General features: G+C 44.1%; 10 protein-coding genes and 2 pseudogenes. 6 read left to right on the top strand and 6 right to left on the bottom strand.

What is annotated here, in order from left to right:
* The first annotated feature begins 304 nt into the window (after positions 1-304).
* The 5 genes from H9625_RS09030 to H9625_RS09010 all read left to right on the top strand — a co-directional run bounded on the left by H9625_RS09030 (position 305) and on the right by H9625_RS09010 (position 4,627).
* The gene (locus H9625_RS09030; protein WP_191764013.1) at positions 305-775 is read left to right on the top strand and encodes a dihydrofolate reductase family protein; all 471 of its coding nucleotides are present in this window, start codon (positions 305-307) and stop codon (positions 773-775) included.
* A 313-nt stretch (positions 776-1,088) separates the two neighbouring features.
* Entirely contained in the window at positions 1,089-1,466 is a 378-nt protein-coding gene (locus H9625_RS09025; protein ID WP_225226387.1) for a DUF2141 domain-containing protein, read from the top strand.
* Positions 1,463-3,619, top strand: coding sequence for an outer membrane beta-barrel family protein (locus H9625_RS09020; protein ID WP_191764012.1), 2,157 nt, complete (start codon positions 1,463-1,465; stop codon positions 3,617-3,619). Before H9625_RS09025 ends, H9625_RS09020 begins: the two co-directional genes overlap by 4 nt.
* 97 nt (positions 3,620-3,716) lie before the next feature.
* Positions 3,717-4,355, top strand: coding sequence for a hypothetical protein (locus H9625_RS09015; RefSeq protein WP_022039110.1), 639 nt, complete (start codon positions 3,717-3,719; stop codon positions 4,353-4,355).
* Positions 4,340-4,627: a winged helix-turn-helix domain-containing protein gene (locus H9625_RS09010; protein WP_087249533.1), complete on the top strand. Its 288-nt coding sequence runs from the start codon at positions 4,340-4,342 to the stop codon at positions 4,625-4,627. Before H9625_RS09015 ends, H9625_RS09010 begins: the two co-directional genes overlap by 16 nt.
* Positions 4,628-4,750: 123 nt before the next feature.
* On the opposite strand, the gene H9625_RS09005 is transcribed toward H9625_RS09010, so the two are convergent.
* Positions 4,751-4,969 (bottom strand): Arc family DNA-binding protein, encoded by a 219-nt coding sequence (locus H9625_RS09005; RefSeq protein ID WP_022039108.1) that lies wholly within the window; start codon positions 4,967-4,969, stop codon positions 4,751-4,753.
* Positions 4,970-4,973: 4 nt separating this feature from the next.
* Positions 4,974-5,921: an SPFH domain-containing protein gene (locus H9625_RS09000; protein WP_087208547.1), complete on the bottom strand. Its 948-nt coding sequence runs from the start codon at positions 5,919-5,921 to the stop codon at positions 4,974-4,976.
* A gap of 418 nt (positions 5,922-6,339) precedes the next feature.
* Here H9625_RS09000 and H9625_RS08995 point away from each other — a divergent pair, with 418 nt between their 5' ends.
* Positions 6,340-7,623 carry a UDP-N-acetylmuramoyl-tripeptide--D-alanyl-D-alanine ligase gene (locus tag H9625_RS08995; protein WP_191764010.1) on the top strand — a complete coding sequence of 428 codons (1,284 nt, stop codon included), beginning with the start codon at positions 6,340-6,342 and terminating at the stop codon, positions 7,621-7,623.
* Positions 7,624-7,791: 168 nt separating this feature from the next.
* On the opposite strand, the gene H9625_RS08990 is transcribed toward H9625_RS08995, so the two are convergent.
* The 4 genes and pseudogenes from H9625_RS08990 to H9625_RS08975 form a co-directional block, all read right to left on the bottom strand.
* Entirely contained in the window at positions 7,792-11,820 is a 4,029-nt protein-coding gene (locus H9625_RS08990) for a hybrid sensor histidine kinase/response regulator transcription factor (protein ID WP_191764008.1), read from the bottom strand.
* Between the two features lie 184 nt (positions 11,821-12,004).
* Positions 12,005-14,028, bottom strand: a pseudogene (locus H9625_RS08985) (RagB/SusD family nutrient uptake outer membrane protein).
* Positions 14,029-14,048: 20 nt separating this feature from the next.
* Positions 14,049-17,345, bottom strand: a pseudogene (locus tag H9625_RS08980) (SusC/RagA family TonB-linked outer membrane protein).
* A gap of 883 nt (positions 17,346-18,228) precedes the next feature.
* A partial coding sequence (locus tag H9625_RS08975; RefSeq protein ID WP_191764006.1) for a PD-(D/E)XK nuclease domain-containing protein occupies positions 18,229-18,438 on the bottom strand: 210 nt, incomplete at its 5' end.

Below are 18,438 nucleotides of genomic sequence, written 5' to 3'. Positions count from 1 at the left end.
AAAAAATGAATGTCCGCAAAATGTCAATGGTATGAAAGGAGTTAGAAGAAGTTATGCTCGCTTCGCCCACAGGAGTTAAAGGACAATAGTTCTGTTAGGATTTCCATTAGTAAATGCATTGGCTTCTAACTCCCTTTAACTCCCTGAAATAACTTCTTATTAGTGAAATGCGGACAATCATATTATAAAAAGCATATCTTTCATTTTGAACTTTTCAACAATATAAATTGAGCCTTTCAGCAATCAGACTAAATAAGTTCTGCCCTATCTTTGTCTTTATAATCATAAAAAATGAATCAACATCATGAAACCTTACATCATTTGCCACATGATGGCATCCATAGACGGACGCATTGACTGCGATATGACGGAACGCATTGGCGGAAACGAATATTACAAAGCACTGGAGCAACTGGCTTGCGACTCCGATTTATCAGGACGTATAACGGCGGCCATGCACATTGCCTTACCCGAACCTTTTCACACCGACAATCCGAAACAGGCAAACCAATCTTCGTTTTACAAGGCAACGGAAGCAAAAGGATATTCCATCGTACTCGACTCGAAAGGCAAGCTGAAATGGCCTGGCAACAATATTGACGGAAAACCAATGCTCGTCATCGCAAGTGAACAAGTGGCGCAAACCTATCTTGACACCTTATGCAGACAAAACATTTCGTGGATAACAACCGGAAAAGAAAAAGTTGACTTGACCCAAGCCGTAAATATAGCTGCACCGTTTGTAAGATTAATAATCTTACAGCGTGAAGATTAATAATCTTTCGGCATGAAGATTAATAATCTTACAAACAAGGCAGTCATGTGAACACATGAAACGAACACATCAAACCCAAAAACTATTTGTAGAAATTCAAAATAGTTTCTTCTAAATACCGATGTTCATATAAAATAATGTAAGCAAGACTCTAATAAAAAAAGAAGTTAAATTATTTCCTTTTATTGGTTTATAAAATAAACTATTCTATATTTGCAAAACAAAATCAAGGGAAAGCGCGCACTCTTGCTTTTATTTAACGTATTCAGTTTATACTATAAACTTATTTATTAACTTAAAACAATAAATGATTATGAAAACAATCTGCTTTATAATCGCGCTGTTAAGCTTGTCTGTATCTGCTTCAGCCAAAGGATTTTCTATCTCCATCGGCAATATCCGCAATGATAACGGGAATATCTTGGTCATGCTTCAAGCGGACGGACAAAACAAACCTGTTTACGGAATGGCAAAAGCACAAAAGGGAGAGGTGACCATCACAATAGAAGAAGTGACTTGGGAGCACTTTACCATTTCTGTCTTTCACGATGAAAACGAGAATTGGCAAATAGATACAGACGAACAGGGAAAACCTGTAGAAGGTTTTGCACGGGAAAAGCATCATCCGAAGAAAAAAGAAGATGCATGTAAGTTGAAATTGTTTTATTTCGATAATCCTTTAGAACGATGAAACGCCTGGTCTTTCTCTACCTATTATATACAGGAGGCATTGCACTTCTACATGCGATGCCTATCGCCCCACAGGCATTGACGGACAGCATCCATGCTACATTGAAAACCTACGACCTGCCAGAGATAACGGTGAGAAGCAGTAAAATCAAGCGGAATGCCGACCGGTTTATCATGCAAGTGACACCATCCTCGGGAAAAAACGGAATTGAATTGTTGAAAGAAGCACCCGGTGTATGGCTTTCCGACAAAGGGATTTCCATCAACGGAGCGTCTGGAGCCAAAGTCTATATCAACGGACAGGAAGTGAGGCTGGAAGGAGAACTTCTGCATTTCCGCCTGCAGTCCTTGCAATCGGCAGACATCCAGCGCATCGAGATACTTCCCTTCTCCGGAGCTGAAAAAGATGCAAACGCTCAAGGCGGTGCTGTCTATATCCTGTTAAGAAAACCCAAGCAGAAAGGTTGGCAAGGGCATTTCTCGCTGATGTCCACAACAGGACATTCCGCCCAGCAATATCAGCCTAACGGAAGTTGGCATGCACATTGGGACAAATGGGACTGGTACGCTTCCGCTTCCATAACCTGGAAACCGGAAGATGCAAGCGATTGGAACGAAGACCGCATCTATCGCCAAACAGGCAAACAGTTTCAAAGCACAGGAGCACGAAAGCAAACATCAGATTATGAGACGTTCCGCTCAGGCATCATCTTCTCGCCCGACACGCTGAATACGTTCGGACTGGAAGTGGAATGCTTCCGCCATTCATCCGATAACCCGTCGCATAGCCGTGACGCAATAAGCAACAGACATGAAACGGTCTATAGCCATGGGAATTATCACCAAAAATCTGATTACGACATGACATCCGTTAATTTCAGCTACCAGCACCGCCTGTCACATTCCTGTTCGACATTAAAAATATTGGCAGACTATACCGGCAAACATGCAAAAGGAAAAAACCGCTACAACATCCTGCGCCAAGCCGGGGATTACAAAAAGGATACTTTATACCGGTCGCAAACAAAAGCCGATTACCGGATTATCAACGCAGATGTGTCATGGAATAGCAAATCTTTCCAAACAGGTGCCAAATACACACAAACCTATACCGATAACACTTCGGCATACGAAGGATTCCGTAGCGGAGCCACGTGGACGCCCCTGCCCGATTTCGGTTATACACGGGATTACCGGGAACAGATAGCCGCCTGGTATGCACAATACACATTTACCCGAAGGAAATGGACGGTAAAAGCCGGACTCCGGTTGGAATATACCCATACCTCTAACCGGGAAAACAACGTAAACCAACGGTATTTCGACTGGTTTCCGCACATGGATGTCAGCTATGCGTTCGACCCTCTCCAACACTGGATGCTGGCAGGACAATATGGCAAGTACATCGAACGCCCGGCATTCGCGGCACTAAACCCGAACCGGACACAAACCTCCGACTATAGCTACCAGATAGGAAACCCTTGGCTGAAGCCTACTTACATCAACCGCTTCAGCCTGACGCTAATCTACAAATACCGCTACACCTTAACCATAGGAGGCAATCTGCATAAAAACCTGATTCGCGAGTTTACCAAGCAAGACGAAGCAAATCCGGACATCGCATACGTCACTTACGAAAACCACCATCGGGAAAATCATTGGTTCGTTGCAATTTCCGCTCCTTGGCAACCCACAGGCTGGCTAAACCTTACCGCCAACTTTATCGGATCCAGGCAAGACATCTATATGAATCCCGAAGAGGAACGGCAAAGCCATTGGCTTTATTTCATCCGCGCCCAAGCCGAATGCTTCCTGCCTTGGGATCTTTCACTTGAAATGAAATACAGCGGAACTTCACGCTTACATTCGGGGAATAGCGAAATCAATCCCTATCACACGGCAGACATCCGCTTGCAGAAAAAATTCAATCAAGGGAAATGGATACTCACGCTGGGCATAGACAATCTGTTCGACCGTTCTTCCGGCTATGCATGCCATACGGAAGACTACGAGAGAGACATACATATCCACACAGCTTCGCAAGGGAGGACATGGAAAATAGGAATCGCATGGAACTTCGGAAAAGGGAAACAAGCGAAAAAGACGGAAGTGGAAAAAGGCAAATTTTCCCAGCGGAACCGTTTGGCAGATTGATGAAACCGTTTTATATTTGCAAGCAAAAGCAAGTCCTCGTTTTCTTGCTTTTATTTTTCCACATAAAGTTTATAACATAAACCATTTTATTAAGACTATGGAAGAAAAGACATTAAACGAAAAAGAAAGCCTGGAAATCATCACACGCATGATTCAGGAGACGAAAAACAAATTGGAAGTAGGCGACGGGAATATGTTGTTACTATGGGGATATGTGTCGGTATGCACGGCTATCCTTGTCTATGCCCTGCTTTTATGGGTTCAAACCCCACAAGTCAACTGGCTTTGGTTCCTGATTCCCCTCATCGGATATGGGGTTACGCAAAAACAGAAAAGGAAAGAAGCCAACGTAAAGCCACATTCGTCCAGCTACGTTGATAAGGTTTCCGCCGGAATCTGGAAGAGCGTAGGCATTATTGCCTGCTTGTTTGCAGCTATTTGCATGGCTTTTATGTTTTGCGGATACAACTGCTGGGTACTGATGTTTGCATACGCTTTCATCATTATCGGATTCGGAAGCATAGCGCAAGGGATTATCATCCGTGAACAAAGTCTGACATTCGGAGGGTTGTTCAGTATAGCCGCGGGAGGAGTCGTGGCAAGCTGCGCCATCTGCGACATACCGATTTATATCACTTGGGCGATACCTTTGTACATCCTTTGTTTTATCTTGATGATGATTATCCCCGGACATATCATTAACCGTAAAGCCAAGAAGCTATGCCGAAAGAACTGAATCCGTTGCTGCATTCCCAGCTAAGACTTGGCGTGATGTCTATCCTGATGGTGAAAGAGGAGGCAGACTTTGTATACCTGAAAGAGAAGACCGAATCCACCGCCGGCAATTTGAGCGTACAGCTCGACAAGCTGGCGGGAGCAGGCTATATCACCATCGAAAAAGGCTTTGAAGGGAAACGCCCACGCACCACATGCCGCATCACCCCCGAAGGAAGGGCTGCGTTTGAGGAGTACGTCAATACGCTGAAGGTGTATTTGCACTTAGAATGAACGGCAAAGGCAACTATATGCACAAGTCTGAAAGGGGCATGCCTACGGACATGGCATGTCCCCTTTATCATAGTAGAGACGATTGCACATCATCTCTAATGTTTAGGAAGACTGAAACAGTTTCTATATCTCAGCGGTTCCGGATGCTGTATTTTCTTCCTGCTGCACACTACGTTTTCTTTTTTTCAACCTGCCGCTTTTCCGCAACGCTTCGGTAATAATCCACTGAAGTTGCCCGTTGGTACTACGAAACTCATCGGCTGCCCATTTCTCGACAGCCTCCATTGTATCCGCATCCAATCTCAAGACGAAACTTTTGGTTGCACTCTCTTTCTTTGCCATAGGATTAATGATTCAACGTACCCGTATTCAGAACAGGTTGGGCAGACTCATCGGCACAAAGCACTACCAGCAAATTACTCACCATAGCGGCCTTCTTGTCATCGTCCAGTTCTACTATCTGGTCTTTTTCCAACTTGTCGAGTGCCATATGAACCATTGATACAGCACCTTCTACTATCTTCTCGCGTGCGCTGATAATTGCCGAAGCCTGTTGGCGACGAAGCATTACGGCAGCAATTTCGGGTGCATATGCAAGGTAATTGATACGTGCTTCCACAACCTCCATACCCGCCATTGCAAGCCGTTCGTTCAGTTTCTGTTCCAATTGTTCGTTGATTTCATCTCCTCCCGAACGAAGAGTCAGTTCACCTGTCTCGCCTTCATTGTCATCATAAGCATATTGTCCCGCCACCTGACGCAATGCAGCATCACTCTGTATTTTCACAAAATTCTCAAAAGCATTCATCCGTCCGGCTATGGCATTGCCGGCATTGGCTGCAGCTTCTTTTCCACTTGCCGCCATCGTTTGCGAATCAATTTCAAACATAGCCTTGTACGTATCCTTCAGCTTCCATACCAGCACCAGTCCGATAAGAATGGGATTCCCTATCTTATCATTGACCTTAATGGGTTCCACATCGAGATTACGTGCACGGAGCGAGAGTTTTTTCTTGGCAAGAAACGGATTGACCCAGAAAAATCCGGTTTCTTTAAACGTACCTTTATATTTACCGAAAAACACCATAGCACGCGCTTCATTAGGCTCCAATTGCATATAACCGGCAAACAGCACACACCATACAAGGAAAAGCAATACGCCGATAGCATATCCCGCTTCGGATACCTGTACAAAACAGCCTACAATAGCAGCACTTACGATAATCAGATGCACGAATAACATTGCAAATCCATTCAGCCTGAATCCTTTGAAAATCATTTCTTTTGTTTCCATAAACATAACATTAAAGTTGATATTATTTTAATATCACAAATATATATAAATGAATTGATACAAACAAGAGTAAAAGGAATATTTTCAAATTGATTGCAGGGGGCATATCGCATACGCTCTGAAAAAACTCTACATGGATAAGTTGGTGCATTCGGGCGTATGCGATACGTCCCTACATTGGCTGTTTATGAATCTTCATTTATTTTTATTCGATTCAAGAGTTAGAAGCTGCGTTCCATCAGACACCACGCCAAGAACATTTTTTATAGAAATCCGAAACAGTTTCTTAATGTTCTTGCCTATTTCCCATTCATTATGTATATATTTGTGCCCACATTATCTAAATGAATATCCGCAATACGCTCCTACAGCAAATTGGACTAAATGCGGATATCAAATTATCTAATTACAAAGAAAAATGAAACTGGAAGAATTGTATAGCCTTTTTCTGACATGCAAAGGAATTACGACAGACAGCCGTCATTGCCCACAAGGAAGTATGTTCGTAGCCCTGAAAGGAGAAACATTCAACGGCAATGCCTTTGCAGCGCAGGCATTGGCACAAGGGTGCCGCTATGCCGTAGTAGACGAACCGGAATATGCAGGCGAACATTGTATCCTGGTAGACAATTGCCTGACAACCTTGCAACGCTTGGCTACCTACCACCGCCGTCAACTCAAAACGCCGATACTCGGTATCACCGGAACAAACGGAAAGACCACAACCAAGGAATTGGTATCTGCTGTACTGAGTTGCAAATACAACACCCTGTTCACTCAAGGAAACCTGAACAATCATATCGGAGTTCCGCTGACTTTATTGCGCCTTACTCCCCAACATGAAATGGCAGTAGTAGAGATGGGAGCCAATCATCCGGGAGAAATCAAGACCTTGGTACATATAGCCGAACCCGACTACGGACTGATTACCAATGTAGGCAAGGCACATTTATTGGGGTTTGGCTCATTCGAAGGGGTTATCCGTACAAAAGGAGAATTATACGATTATTTACGCGGGAAAAGCGGGTCGACCATCTTCATCCAAAACGAGAACCCTTATCTGAACAACATTGCCAGCCAACTGCATTGCATACGTTACGGACAGACCCCAGGTCTGTTTGTAAGCGGAAAGACAACAGGGTGTTCTCCGTATCTTTCCTTCTGCTGGACATCGGAAAGTATTTCACACGAAGTACAAACCCATTTAATAGGTAGCTATAACCTGGACAATGCATTGGCAGCAGTAGCAATAGGACGTTATTTCGGAGTTCCCGATACAGATATTTGCAAGGCTATTGCCTCTTATCTTCCCCAAAACAACCGTTCAGAACTGAAAGAAACCGCTTCAAACCGCCTCATCATTGATGCCTATAATGCCAACCCTACCAGCATGCACGCTGCACTGGAAAATTTCCGGCAAATGCAGGTTCCCCACAGGATGGTTATTTTGGGCGATATGAAAGAGTTGGGCAAATCCAGTATTGAGGAACATCAAAAAGTAATAACCTATTTAAAGACATGTCCTTTCGAGCGAATCGTACTGGTGGGTCCTGAATTTGCGGCTATACCTTCCGGATACGAACATTATCAAGATGTATACCAACTTATCGAAACCTTGAAGCAGGAAAAGCCCGAAGGATACACCATTTTAATAAAAGGTTCCAACAGTATGAAATTGAGCCAGATTCCCGATTATTTATAATTGCTCAACCGCCATTAACCTGCAAAACCTGAATCATGTGAATCAGGAGTTATAGGGAGTTATAAGGAAGTTATAGGGAGTTAAAAGGATGTTATAGGGAGTTAGAGCCAATATTTCTAACTCCCTTTTAACTCATTGATGGCTAAATTCCGGCTTTCTGAAACGGTTTTATCTCTTGTCCTGCTTTAAGTATTCGGTAGGAGTCACTCCATATTCGTCCTTGAAGCATTGACGGAAATAAGCCACACTACTAAATCCGGTCAAATCTGCTATTTCAGCGATGGAATATCCTCCATCACTGATAAGTTCCAGGCTTTTCCGTATCTTGATTTTGCGGACAAATTCATTGGCAGACATTTCGGTCAGACCTTTGATTTTCCGATAAAGAGTAGAATGGCTCATACACATCTTATCCGCAATGAAAGCCAAATCCATTTTTTCCATATTCAAGTGTTCTTCCACGATAGCCGTAACTTTTTGCAGAAACTCTTTATCCAGATTACTCAGCTTTTGTTCTGGTTCTCCATCATTTTCCGGTTCATCTTCTGTTTTCAATCCAGCAATGATAACCTTTGCCAGTTTCTTACGGTTATCCAGGATATTGTCTATACGGCTGTTGAGCAAACGGGCGCTAAACGGTTTGGTGATAAATGAATCGGCACCGGCTGCATATCCTTCCTCTTTATCCTGAATCGTATCTTTTGCCGTCAGCAAAATAACCGGTATATGGCTGGTACGCATATCTTCTTTCACTGCCTTACAAAGCTCGATGCCATCCATCACCGGCATCATAATGTCAGACACAATGATATTGGGTATCCGGTTCGAAGCAATATCCCATCCCTCTTTTCCATCGTTAGCAACCAACACCTCATATTTCTCACCAAACGAACTGCGGATGTATTCACAGATATCCCGGTTGTCTTCTACCAGCAGAATAATGGGTTTTGTCTCACTCCGTGCATCCGCCAACTCTGTCTGTTCGTTTCTGTTTCGGGTCACGATACTCCGATGACTGGTATTAGGATACGTGTTTTCGGTCAACAGCCTGAGGGTAAACCGGCTGCCTTTATCCACTTCACTTTGTACATCGACAGTTGCCTGATGTAAATCAGCAAGCGACTTGACGAGCGAAAGCCCAATACCCGAGCCGGAAGCCTGGTATTTTCCCTCTCCCTGGTAATAACGTTCGAATATATGATTCAGTGATTCCTTCGAAATGCCATGCCCGGTATCAGCCACCGTAATCTCCGTATAGCGCACACCGTTTTCCTCGCTTGCATCGAGTGACAAAGTAATTTCTCCCTTAGGAGTATATTTCAAAGCGTTCGACATCAAGTTATCTATAATAATTGTGATAATTTCACTATCATAATAAATCACTGTATTGTCAGCCGTAATCCGGATATTGATGCCGACATTCGGATTACGATTCAATTCTTTATACTTGATGCCTATTTCCTGGACCAGTTTGCCCAAATCATCCTGTGCCACTTTCAACTTCCGGTTCTCTGTTTCCGTTTTCCGGAATTCCAGAATCTGATTGATAAGATTCAAAAGACGGTTGGCATTATCGTGAATAATACTGATTTTATTGACAACTCCAGCCGGAAGCGTCTTGTCGGCAAGCAAGTCTTCCAGCGGCCCGAGAATCAGTGTAAGTGGTGTACGCAGCTCATGGGTTATGTTGGTATAAAACCGCAATCGTTCGTTATTCAGCTTCTTGTCATTTTCATGCTGATGATGCTCCAGGCTGAGCCTGCTCTCAAGAGTAAGTTTCCGCTTGTATGAACGCATCAGCCAATAACAGAAACACCCCACAAGAACAACATATAATAACTTGGCATACCAGGTCAGCCAGAACGGAGGAGTTACCACAATCTTCACCGCAGCAAAATCATCTCCAAAAGGTTGATTGGGAAGACGCGCCTTAACTTTAAACACATATTCACCAGGCAAGAGACTATGGAATGTAATGCTGTTCTGGCTATGTGTCTCAAACCATGTTTTGTTAAGCCCTTCCATCAGGTAAGCATATTCCACCTGCTGGCTTTGGGTAAAGTCCATCACATTAAACGACAGAGTGAGGGTATTGCTGTTATAAGGAATTCTCACTTCATTGTCTTCAATGGGTTCAAAAGTAGCGTTTTGTTCGTTTTGGGCATTGTCGCCATAGCTTCGTACGCCCGTTATCTTGATAGAAGCGATTTGTTCATTGTCTTCAATCAAGGACGGATGGAAATAGCAAATGCCGTTCTGTGAACCGAAATAAAGATTTCCATCCTTATCTTTGCCCACAGCACCATCCATAAAATCACCCTGGGGCACCCCTTGCGTGTAAGTATAGTTACAGAATTGCCCCCTGTCGTTTTTCCACACCGAGATTCCCTTATTCGTACTTAACCAAATTTGTCCTGCATCATCTTCTATGATGCTTCTTACATTGTTGTCCGGCAATCCCTGGGAGGTACCGAATACTTGAAAGCTGTAAGTCTTTGTATCGGTAATATGTACCAATCCGCCACGCGTAGCAGCCCATATATCCCCCTCAGAAGCCTGATAAAGATAATTTATGGCATTAGAAGTCAGTCCGCCGGAGGTATCTATCCGCTTTACCAGTTTATTTTCAGCATTAAATATGAAAAAGCCCTTTCCGAAAGTACCTACCCAAAGTTTTCCTTGCCGATCTCTTAAAATACCATGCACCATAGGGTCAACAAGCTGCCCGTTAATACGGTCCTCCCGCCGGATTTTATCATTCTGGCACGAGAACAATCCGTTTTGAGTGCCTATCCAAAGCTTGTCAGCATCTTCGTAAAAAGTACATATCTCAGCATAAGGCTCATTTATCGGTATACGCGTAACCATACCTGTATTCGGGTCACACCTCAACACTCCGTCACGGTACATGCCGAACCACAGCATTCCGCTCCTGTCTTTATAAATAACAGATACATGCGTATAAGGCATGATTCCTTTTTCCAGCAGGATTACTTTCCAAAGGCTGCGATTCTGAAATATAGCCACTTCGTTTTCGCCTCCAACCCAAAGCCTGCCACGATTATCAAAGGCAATTCCCCAGACCTGTTTGCCAACCACCTTTCCGTCGCGGGAAGTATCAAACGCCAGCATCTGGAAATCGGGACGCTTATAACTCAGGAAATCCAGCCCTCCCCGATAATTTCCAATCCAGATATTCCCGAAGCAGTCTTGCAGGAAACAACTGGCATTGGGTGAAGAAAGTCCATGCAAGTCACCGGTCACACCAATGTTGCAAAATGTCATATTCTCGGGCGAAGTAAAGGTATTGGCATGCATATTCAGCATGCTGACACCCCCCATATGAGTACAAATCCAGATATTCCCGTCCAAGTCTTCCCCTATGCTATTGATTTGGTTGGAGATAAGCGAATGCGGGTTATTCTCATCGTGACGGAACGAAATGAAACGTTCCTGTTCCATGTTAAACAAGGCAAGCCCCTGCGTGGTGCCTACCCAAATATTTTTTCCTTTATCAATATAGATACATTTCACCGTATTTCCAGGAAGGCTGTTCGGGTCATCCGGATTGTGACGATAGTTTTTACAAGTACGTGTTTTCAGGTCAATCACACTCAACCCATCTGCATGTTGTCCTACCAGCAACTGACCTTTCCCATTATCGGCTGCGCACCAGAAATTGCCTTCCAATCCCTTTACATCTTTGGTGCGAAAAGACGTAAAAGCCTGTTTCCGATTATCATAATAATCTACCCCCAAGTGATAGTGTACAATCCATAATCCTCCATCGGTAGCAGGAACGATATTGGTCACATCATTGGTTATCATGTTATTGGCATCATAGAAATGCGTAAACCGTTGCTGCAGGCAGTCAAATACACACAATCCGTCGCGTTGGGTCCCTACCCAAAGCGTATTATCGTATGCATTGTAGTAAATGGCATTCAGCTCATTACTGGTAATATCCGAATTGGAAGTATTATATTGTGTAAACTGGCTTCCATCGAACCGGCTTAGTCCCGATTCGGAAGCAATCCAGATATTACCTGCTTTGTCTTGCGCCAGATCGACCACATAATTGCTCGATATGCCATTGGCAGCATTCAAGCGTTTGAATGTAAATTCACGCTGAGCCGAAACTGACAACGAACCTATTAGCCCAGACAGTAATATAAGTGCAACGATACGTCTTATCATAATAAACCGATTTCTGTACAAAATGTGTATTATCCAAGTTTGCGGAGTATCAATAAAAAAGCACACCTGAATCGCATGATTATCACAAAGATGCGGGACAACCAACCGATTGAAAAAGACCAGTGATTGCCCCACATTTTACCTACTGAAAACTCGTTGTGATATTGATATTTTGAGAAACTGTTTAATTTGTCGTTTCTTCATCGGCAACCGCCTCTTCCCAGTTGGTAAACATCGGAACCGAATCGTCATAACCGTCATAACCGTAGTTTTGACGCAACGGAGCACCAATGTTGGCAGTAATAGCCGAGTTCGGGACAGGCCAGAACAAGTTACGTTTGTCTACCCGGTAATTCAACTCCCTACCTGAAACAATCGTACCGTGATTAAAGATGTTGTAGCGTGTACAACGTTTGTACCAGTAACTTCCACCGTTCAGGTCAGTTCCGCTCTGTTTGTCCCAAGTGTTGAGGTCGTAAGTCTCACCCCATTCATCCGGTTGTCCGCTGCGGGCAAGGCACCACGAGATACGGGTCAGCTCGGGCTGACGCCATTCTTCCAGATAAAGTTCACGGGCACGTTCATCGGCAATGTCACCAATGGTAACGGTAGTGAACATCTTCTGTGCATGGGCACGCTGACGAATAATATTTACATCTTCAGCCGCTTCAGCTGCACGTCCCTGATAAAACTTAGCTTCTGCACGGAGCAGGTAAGTTTCTGCCAGACGGAACAAATATAAATTGCCATTCGAAGTGGTATTACCATTTGTCGCACCGTTAAACTGGTTGGCACCCATATTCTCTTCTGCGCTTTGGTCAGTATATAGACTTTATACAAAGGAGTAGGGAACCAACTGCGGATGGTATCTGAACAAAGCAAGTCACCTTTTCTTACGATTACTTCACCACTTATCGAGTCAATATAATCTTCAGGCGCATAAAGCATCATGTTTTGACCATAGAAGTCCGATTCGGGATTATTGTATTTCAGGTCGGTCATTTCAATCCAGTTACCTACCTGACGGTTATGGCGCAAATCCTGCCAGTCCGTTTCGCCATCATAGTTCCAAATGGTCTGGTTATAATGGTAAGAAGTACGGAAACATCCGATGCCACGTCCCATAGCACGTACCCAATCCAACTGTGAATCATATTTACCTGCATTACGTGCATAATTGTAAGTTGGCGAGCCAAGGTTATGCGGGTCTCTGATGATACCATTACTCCAATGTACACACATGGCACGCATAAGCGGATAAGAGATAAAACCTTCTGCATAATAATTCAGGATAGGCATAATCAGTTCTTTGTTGGAAGCATCTGTAATGTTCACGCCACGATGCAAATCCCACATTACATTCCGTTCTACCGGCCAAGTATCCGGATTGCCCGAAGGTACATTGGTGCCAAAAGATTCGGTCATCAGTTGCAGGCCATGATTGTCAATCAGGTCCGTAGCCATCTGTTCTGCCTTCTGGTATTCACCTACCACCAAGTAGCACTTGATAAGCAATTGCATGCAGGCTTCCTGGTTGACGGTACCAATATAACCGATTTCGCTCTGTGGCGGCACGTGCTCTACGGCAAACTCCAGGTCGTGTACCAACATCTGGAAGATGGCTTCCTTGCTGGTCGACTTATAGTTTTGTTTAGGCACCTCAATCAATTTGGTAATCAAAGGTATATCGCCAAACAACAATACACCGTGATAGTAAGCATACGCACGATGGAAATAGGCGCGCCCTAAATATTCGTCACGCAGGGTCGGATCCAATCCTTCCACATTATCTACATTTGAAATGATGGTATTGGCAAAAGTCACACTGTTCCACGTACGGTCCCAAAAACGTTGCATGGCGTTTTCGTCCCCACCGCCTTTCATACCCGATGTCGGGGTGATTTTATTGGCAAAATCATCCTGCATATCACCTGCATCAGTCTTTGCATACAGACCAATATCAGTCATAAAATAAAGCGAGGCCATCGGCAAAACATTACCATTCCCGTCCATCAGCATTTCTTTCAGCCCATAGTCACACATCGCCATAGCGGCTTGCAGACCGGATTCCGTCGTATAAGTATTTTCCGGATTGTAGAACGACAACGGGTCTTGTGCCAAAAAGTCGTCAGAGCATCCGGTGTTCAGCAGGGCGGCAGATGCCAGCACCATACATCCCTTTGCAAATATCGAATTTCTTTTTTTCATAACTGTTTTCCATTTAAAGATTAAAGTGTTACATTGATACCAAAGTTAAAGGTACGTGTAGCCAGACCACCTGTTTCCGGATCGCCATATTCCCATCCGCTGATAGTGCAGACGTTCTTGCAGCTTGCCGTTACACGGATACGGTCTACCATGAACTTGCGGGTCCATTTCTTCGGAATGGTATAACCGATGGTGATGTCATCCAAACGTACAAAACTACGGTTATAAAGTTTATCGACACCACTTGCCAGACCCGTATTCGGACCTGCTGCATTCAGGCGGCAATAGTCATTGGTCGGGTTTTCCGGAGTCCAATATTCCTTTTCCGGCATATTGAAGCCATTGGTTACCTGCGAACCGCCGTTATCGATATTCAGCCAATTGCCGCTCGTACTCTTATGACCCATGTACGAATAAAATGAGATAGAGAGAGTCAGGTCTTTCCACAGGGTAAAGTCGTTGCGGAAATTCCAGTAAATAGGAGGAGCGGTAGTGCCCAAATATACCTTATCGTTATCGTTGTACACCGGGATACGGGTACCGTCTTCCGCTATCTGGTCGTCTTCCGTATAGTGGTTGATTACTTTCGGGTCACCAGGTTTCTGACCCACCAAAGCCGCGGCGGCAATGTCTTCGGGCGTATTCTGCCATACACCGTCGGTTTCATAATACCAGATGGTGCCGATAGGCTGTCCGATATACCAGCCATTGGATGTATCGCTAAGTTCGTTGCCATTCTCGTCATAGTCATAATACAAGTGGTTAATCTTATTCTTGTTGATGGAGAAACCTACCGAAGTGTTCCAAACAAACTTGTCGTTTTCGATGTTGGTCGAATTGACGGCGATTTCAAAACCCTGGTTTTGCACTTCACCCAAGTTTGCCATAATGCTGCCGAACCCGGAGAAACTTGGCAGGCGTTGGCTCATAATCATATCCGTAGTTTTCTTAAAATAGTAATCCATGTTGGCAGTCAGCCGGCCTCCAAAGAACGAAAGGTCAAGTCCGACGTTCCATGCCTTTGTTTTCTCCCATTCCAGATTGGGCGCAGCCAGACGGCTCATATAAAGCGGATTTACAACATTCGAATTACCGTTTTGGTAATACACCATTTCACCGCCAGCCAGGGCAAGGTTTGCCAATGTAGAATATACATCTCCAAATTCACGGTTACCGTTAGTACCCCAGGAAAGACGGAGCTTACCCATGTCCCACCATTCTTTCGTATCTTCCATGAATTTTTCTTCCGTAAAAATCCAGCTGGCACCTACCGAACCGAAGTTACCACAAGGATTGTTGGCACCGAAACCTGCATATCCATCCCGGCGGAACGAACCGGTAATCATGTAACGGTCTTTGTAGCTATAGAACAGACGTCCCAGATAAGAAGCTGCTGTGTAATGCGTATCGTTGGTACTGAAGTTACTCTGTGTCTTGTTGGCACCAGAAGTATAATGGAAACCAAGTGCATCACTCGGTGTGATATTGCGTGCTTCGATACGGTCTTGCCAGTAGCGGTGCTCTTCGGCTTCCTGTACCAAGGTCAACGTCACATGATGGTCACCGAATGTCTTATCCCATGTCAAGGTGTTATTCAGGTTCCAGTCGAAGTTCTTGCTCCATTCTCGGTCAACACCCCGACTGGGAGCTGATGCGTTTGGTAAGTCTGCCGACATCCAGTAGCGGTTATAGAACCACTGGTAACGGGGCGCAATATTGAATTGGTAAGTAATGCCGAACGGAAGAGTCACTTTGGCATTGAAGATGGTATTCAATACGGTATACCCTTTTTCCAAATCATAGTACTGGCGGTCGAAATAATAGTTATATCCGCCATTGGTAGGCAACCCCGACATCGGATATTGCTCGTATCCACCAGTTTCTTCATCATACATCGAAGCGTATGGAGAGTTGCGAAGCATGTTGTTGTCCCAATAATTGCTTCCTAAAGATACCTGCATATCACCGTCCGAACGGTCTTGGAAGTTGACGTTGGCACCGATTTCCAGCCAGTCGGTAATCTTGGCGTTTACTTTCATGTTGGCACGGTAAGCATCATAGTCATTACCTCTTACGGCACCTTCATTTTTCATATAACCAAGCGACATATAATAATTTACTCTTTCGGTAGCCCCCGAAATGCTGGCATTATAATCCTGATTCAAACCGGTGCGGAACGTAGCGTCATTCCAGTCTGTAACCTGTCCGTTCAAGAAATTCTGCAATACCAACGGAGAATTATTGAATTCCAAACGGCGGGCAAAAAGACTCAGTGCCGACTCTCCCGTAGTCGGACCGATACCACTCACACCCGTATTCATCATCCAAGCCTGTTGGTCTGCATCACTCATCAGGCGAGGGTCATCATAATATCCTTGTGGATAAAGCAGGTTGCCGTTTTCGTCTTTTGCTTGGTAATACCCATAAAGTCCGTCCTCTCCCTGGCCATACGTATTGACCATCTTACGATAATCCTGATGGTATTTCAAGTAACCGGCCGCATCAAAATAGTCACGGTAAGCCGACTTTTTATTAACGGCAAGGTTGGCACTGACATTGATAACCGGTTTGCCTATTTTACCTTTCTTGGTAGTGATAATGATGACACCTGCCGCTGCCTGTGCACCGTAGATAGCAGCCGAAGAAGCATCCTTCAACACATCGATCTGACCGATATCATCCGGATTGATTTCCGAAAGTTCGCCATAAAACGGCATACCGTCCAATACAATCATCGGGCTGGCATTGGTACCCAATGAGTTCTGTCCACGCAACTGGATACTTGGGCTACTCTTTGCCGAAGCATCATACCCGATTTGCAGACCCGGTGTGCCGCGCAATACATCCTACACGGTATTCGGGTTCTGGTCGGCAAGCTTGGTCGGATTAATTTGCACCACCGAACCGGTCAAGTCTTTCTTGCGCATCGAACCGTAACCTACTACCACCACTTCTTCCAATGTTTCAGAATCTTCCTGCAACGTGATTTGAAGTGTTTTGCCCGGAACAGCCTCTACGGTCTGTGTCTTATATCCTATAAAAGATATTTCCAATACAGCGCCGCTTTTTACTTTCAAAGTAAACTTTCCGTCCAAATCGGTAATGATACCATTATTTGTACCTTTTTCTACTACACTTGCACCGATGACAGCTTCTCCTGTTGCGTCCCGAACGTTACCGCTCACTTCGTTCGTTTGCTGTTGGCTTACGGCAGCAGCCGGTTCAGCCATTGCCGTCAAAGGATGACCAGCAATAAAACCTGCACACACCAGTAAAGCAAACAAGGCTTTTCGATTGTTGATAAACGAATCTCTCATTTGTTTTTCAGATTTAAGTTAAACATATTTATTATATAAATACTTATTTATCCCATTAAGTGTTTTTTACTTAATCGAATGGCGCAAATATAATAGTTTAATTTAAAAAATAAAATAGAAAAATTAGTCAAAAAAGAAAGAAATTCATCAATATCGCTTTCTAGAAGCTCACCTGAAAAAACTGCATACAAGTCTTACAAGCAATAGTAAGCATAAAAACTAAGCATAAATAGTAAAGAACTAAGCATTCTTGATGAAAGAATATTATAATGTGTGCAGCATGAATTTGTGCATTCTATTGATACCACAGTTCCAACATGTTGTCTCCGTCCCGTTCGGTACGCATTACAAAACTGTATTTTATCATACTCAGATGATTTAAAAACTGGTTGTTAATATCTTCTTCTCTCAACACGCAGAAAACTTCGTCTGGTGTAAGATTAATAATCTTCCGCTTGTAAGATTAATAATCTTGCAGCCTGAAGATTAATAATCTTACAGCAGATGGACCTATATGTTTTTGCCGACCCACCTATATCCGCAGGCTTCCGCAACCGCCTGCGCCTTGCTATGATTCTACCCGGAAAGGCAGTAGTCGGTAAGTTATTGACTCGAATGCTTACGAAATTTAAAATGAATACCGCATTTTACCTAATTGACTGTAGGGACATATCGCATACGCCCTGAAGACATCCGCGTGGATAAGTGAACGCATTCGGGCGTATGCGATACGCCCCTACATGGAATGTTTGTGGAATAAATTTAATCAGGAAATTAGTTTTGAATTTCTATAAAAAGTTTTTCTAGTCTTGATGTATCCGTTTTCGTGTATACTTTGGACGATAAATTCAAAACAGTTAATGGCAGAGTTCCGTCTGGAAGATTAGCCTTGAATCTTCCAGTCGTCAATGGTCCCGGTCTGCGAGGAGAAGCTTACACCTATTTTATATACAGGCCGCCTGTCGGAAGCGTAGGGGCGTGCGTAGCCTTTTTCCTCTATCTGCTTTAGGGCTTCATCTGCCGAACCGTCCAGTTTGAACTCGAAAATGTAGACGTAATCGGGTGTCTCTACGATGCAGTCCACCCGTCCTTC

The organism is Phocaeicola intestinalis (genome assembly GCF_014837065.1).
GTDB lineage: Bacteria > Bacteroidota > Bacteroidia > Bacteroidales > Bacteroidaceae > Phocaeicola > Phocaeicola intestinalis.
Note: the sequence above shows the minus strand (reverse complement) of the source record. Positions and strands in the feature narration are given on the sequence as shown.

Bases quoted from the DNA above. Each gene is read 5' to 3' on its own strand.
- H9625_RS09025 (WP_225226387.1), top strand. From the start codon at position 1,089: ATGAAAACAATCTGCTTTATAATCGCGCTGTTAAGCTTGTCTGTATCT.
- H9625_RS08995 (WP_191764010.1), top strand. From the start codon at position 6,340: ATGAAACTGGAAGAATTGTATAGCCTTTTTCTGACATGCAAAGGAATT.
- H9625_RS08990 (WP_191764008.1), bottom strand. From the start codon at position 11,820: ATGATAAGACGTATCGTTGCACTTATATTACTGTCTGGGCTAATAGGT.
- H9625_RS09005 (WP_022039108.1), bottom strand. From the start codon at position 4,969: ATGGCAAAGAAAGAGAGTGCAACCAAAAGTTTCGTCTTGAGATTGGAT.
- H9625_RS09010 (WP_087249533.1), top strand. From the start codon at position 4,340: ATGCCGAAAGAACTGAATCCGTTGCTGCATTCCCAGCTAAGACTTGGC.
- H9625_RS09000 (WP_087208547.1), bottom strand. From the start codon at position 5,921: ATGGAAACAAAAGAAATGATTTTCAAAGGATTCAGGCTGAATGGATTT.
- H9625_RS09015 (WP_022039110.1), top strand. From the start codon at position 3,717: ATGGAAGAAAAGACATTAAACGAAAAAGAAAGCCTGGAAATCATCACA.
- H9625_RS09020 (WP_191764012.1), top strand. From the start codon at position 1,463: ATGAAACGCCTGGTCTTTCTCTACCTATTATATACAGGAGGCATTGCA.
- H9625_RS09030 (WP_191764013.1), top strand. From the start codon at position 305: ATGAAACCTTACATCATTTGCCACATGATGGCATCCATAGACGGACGC.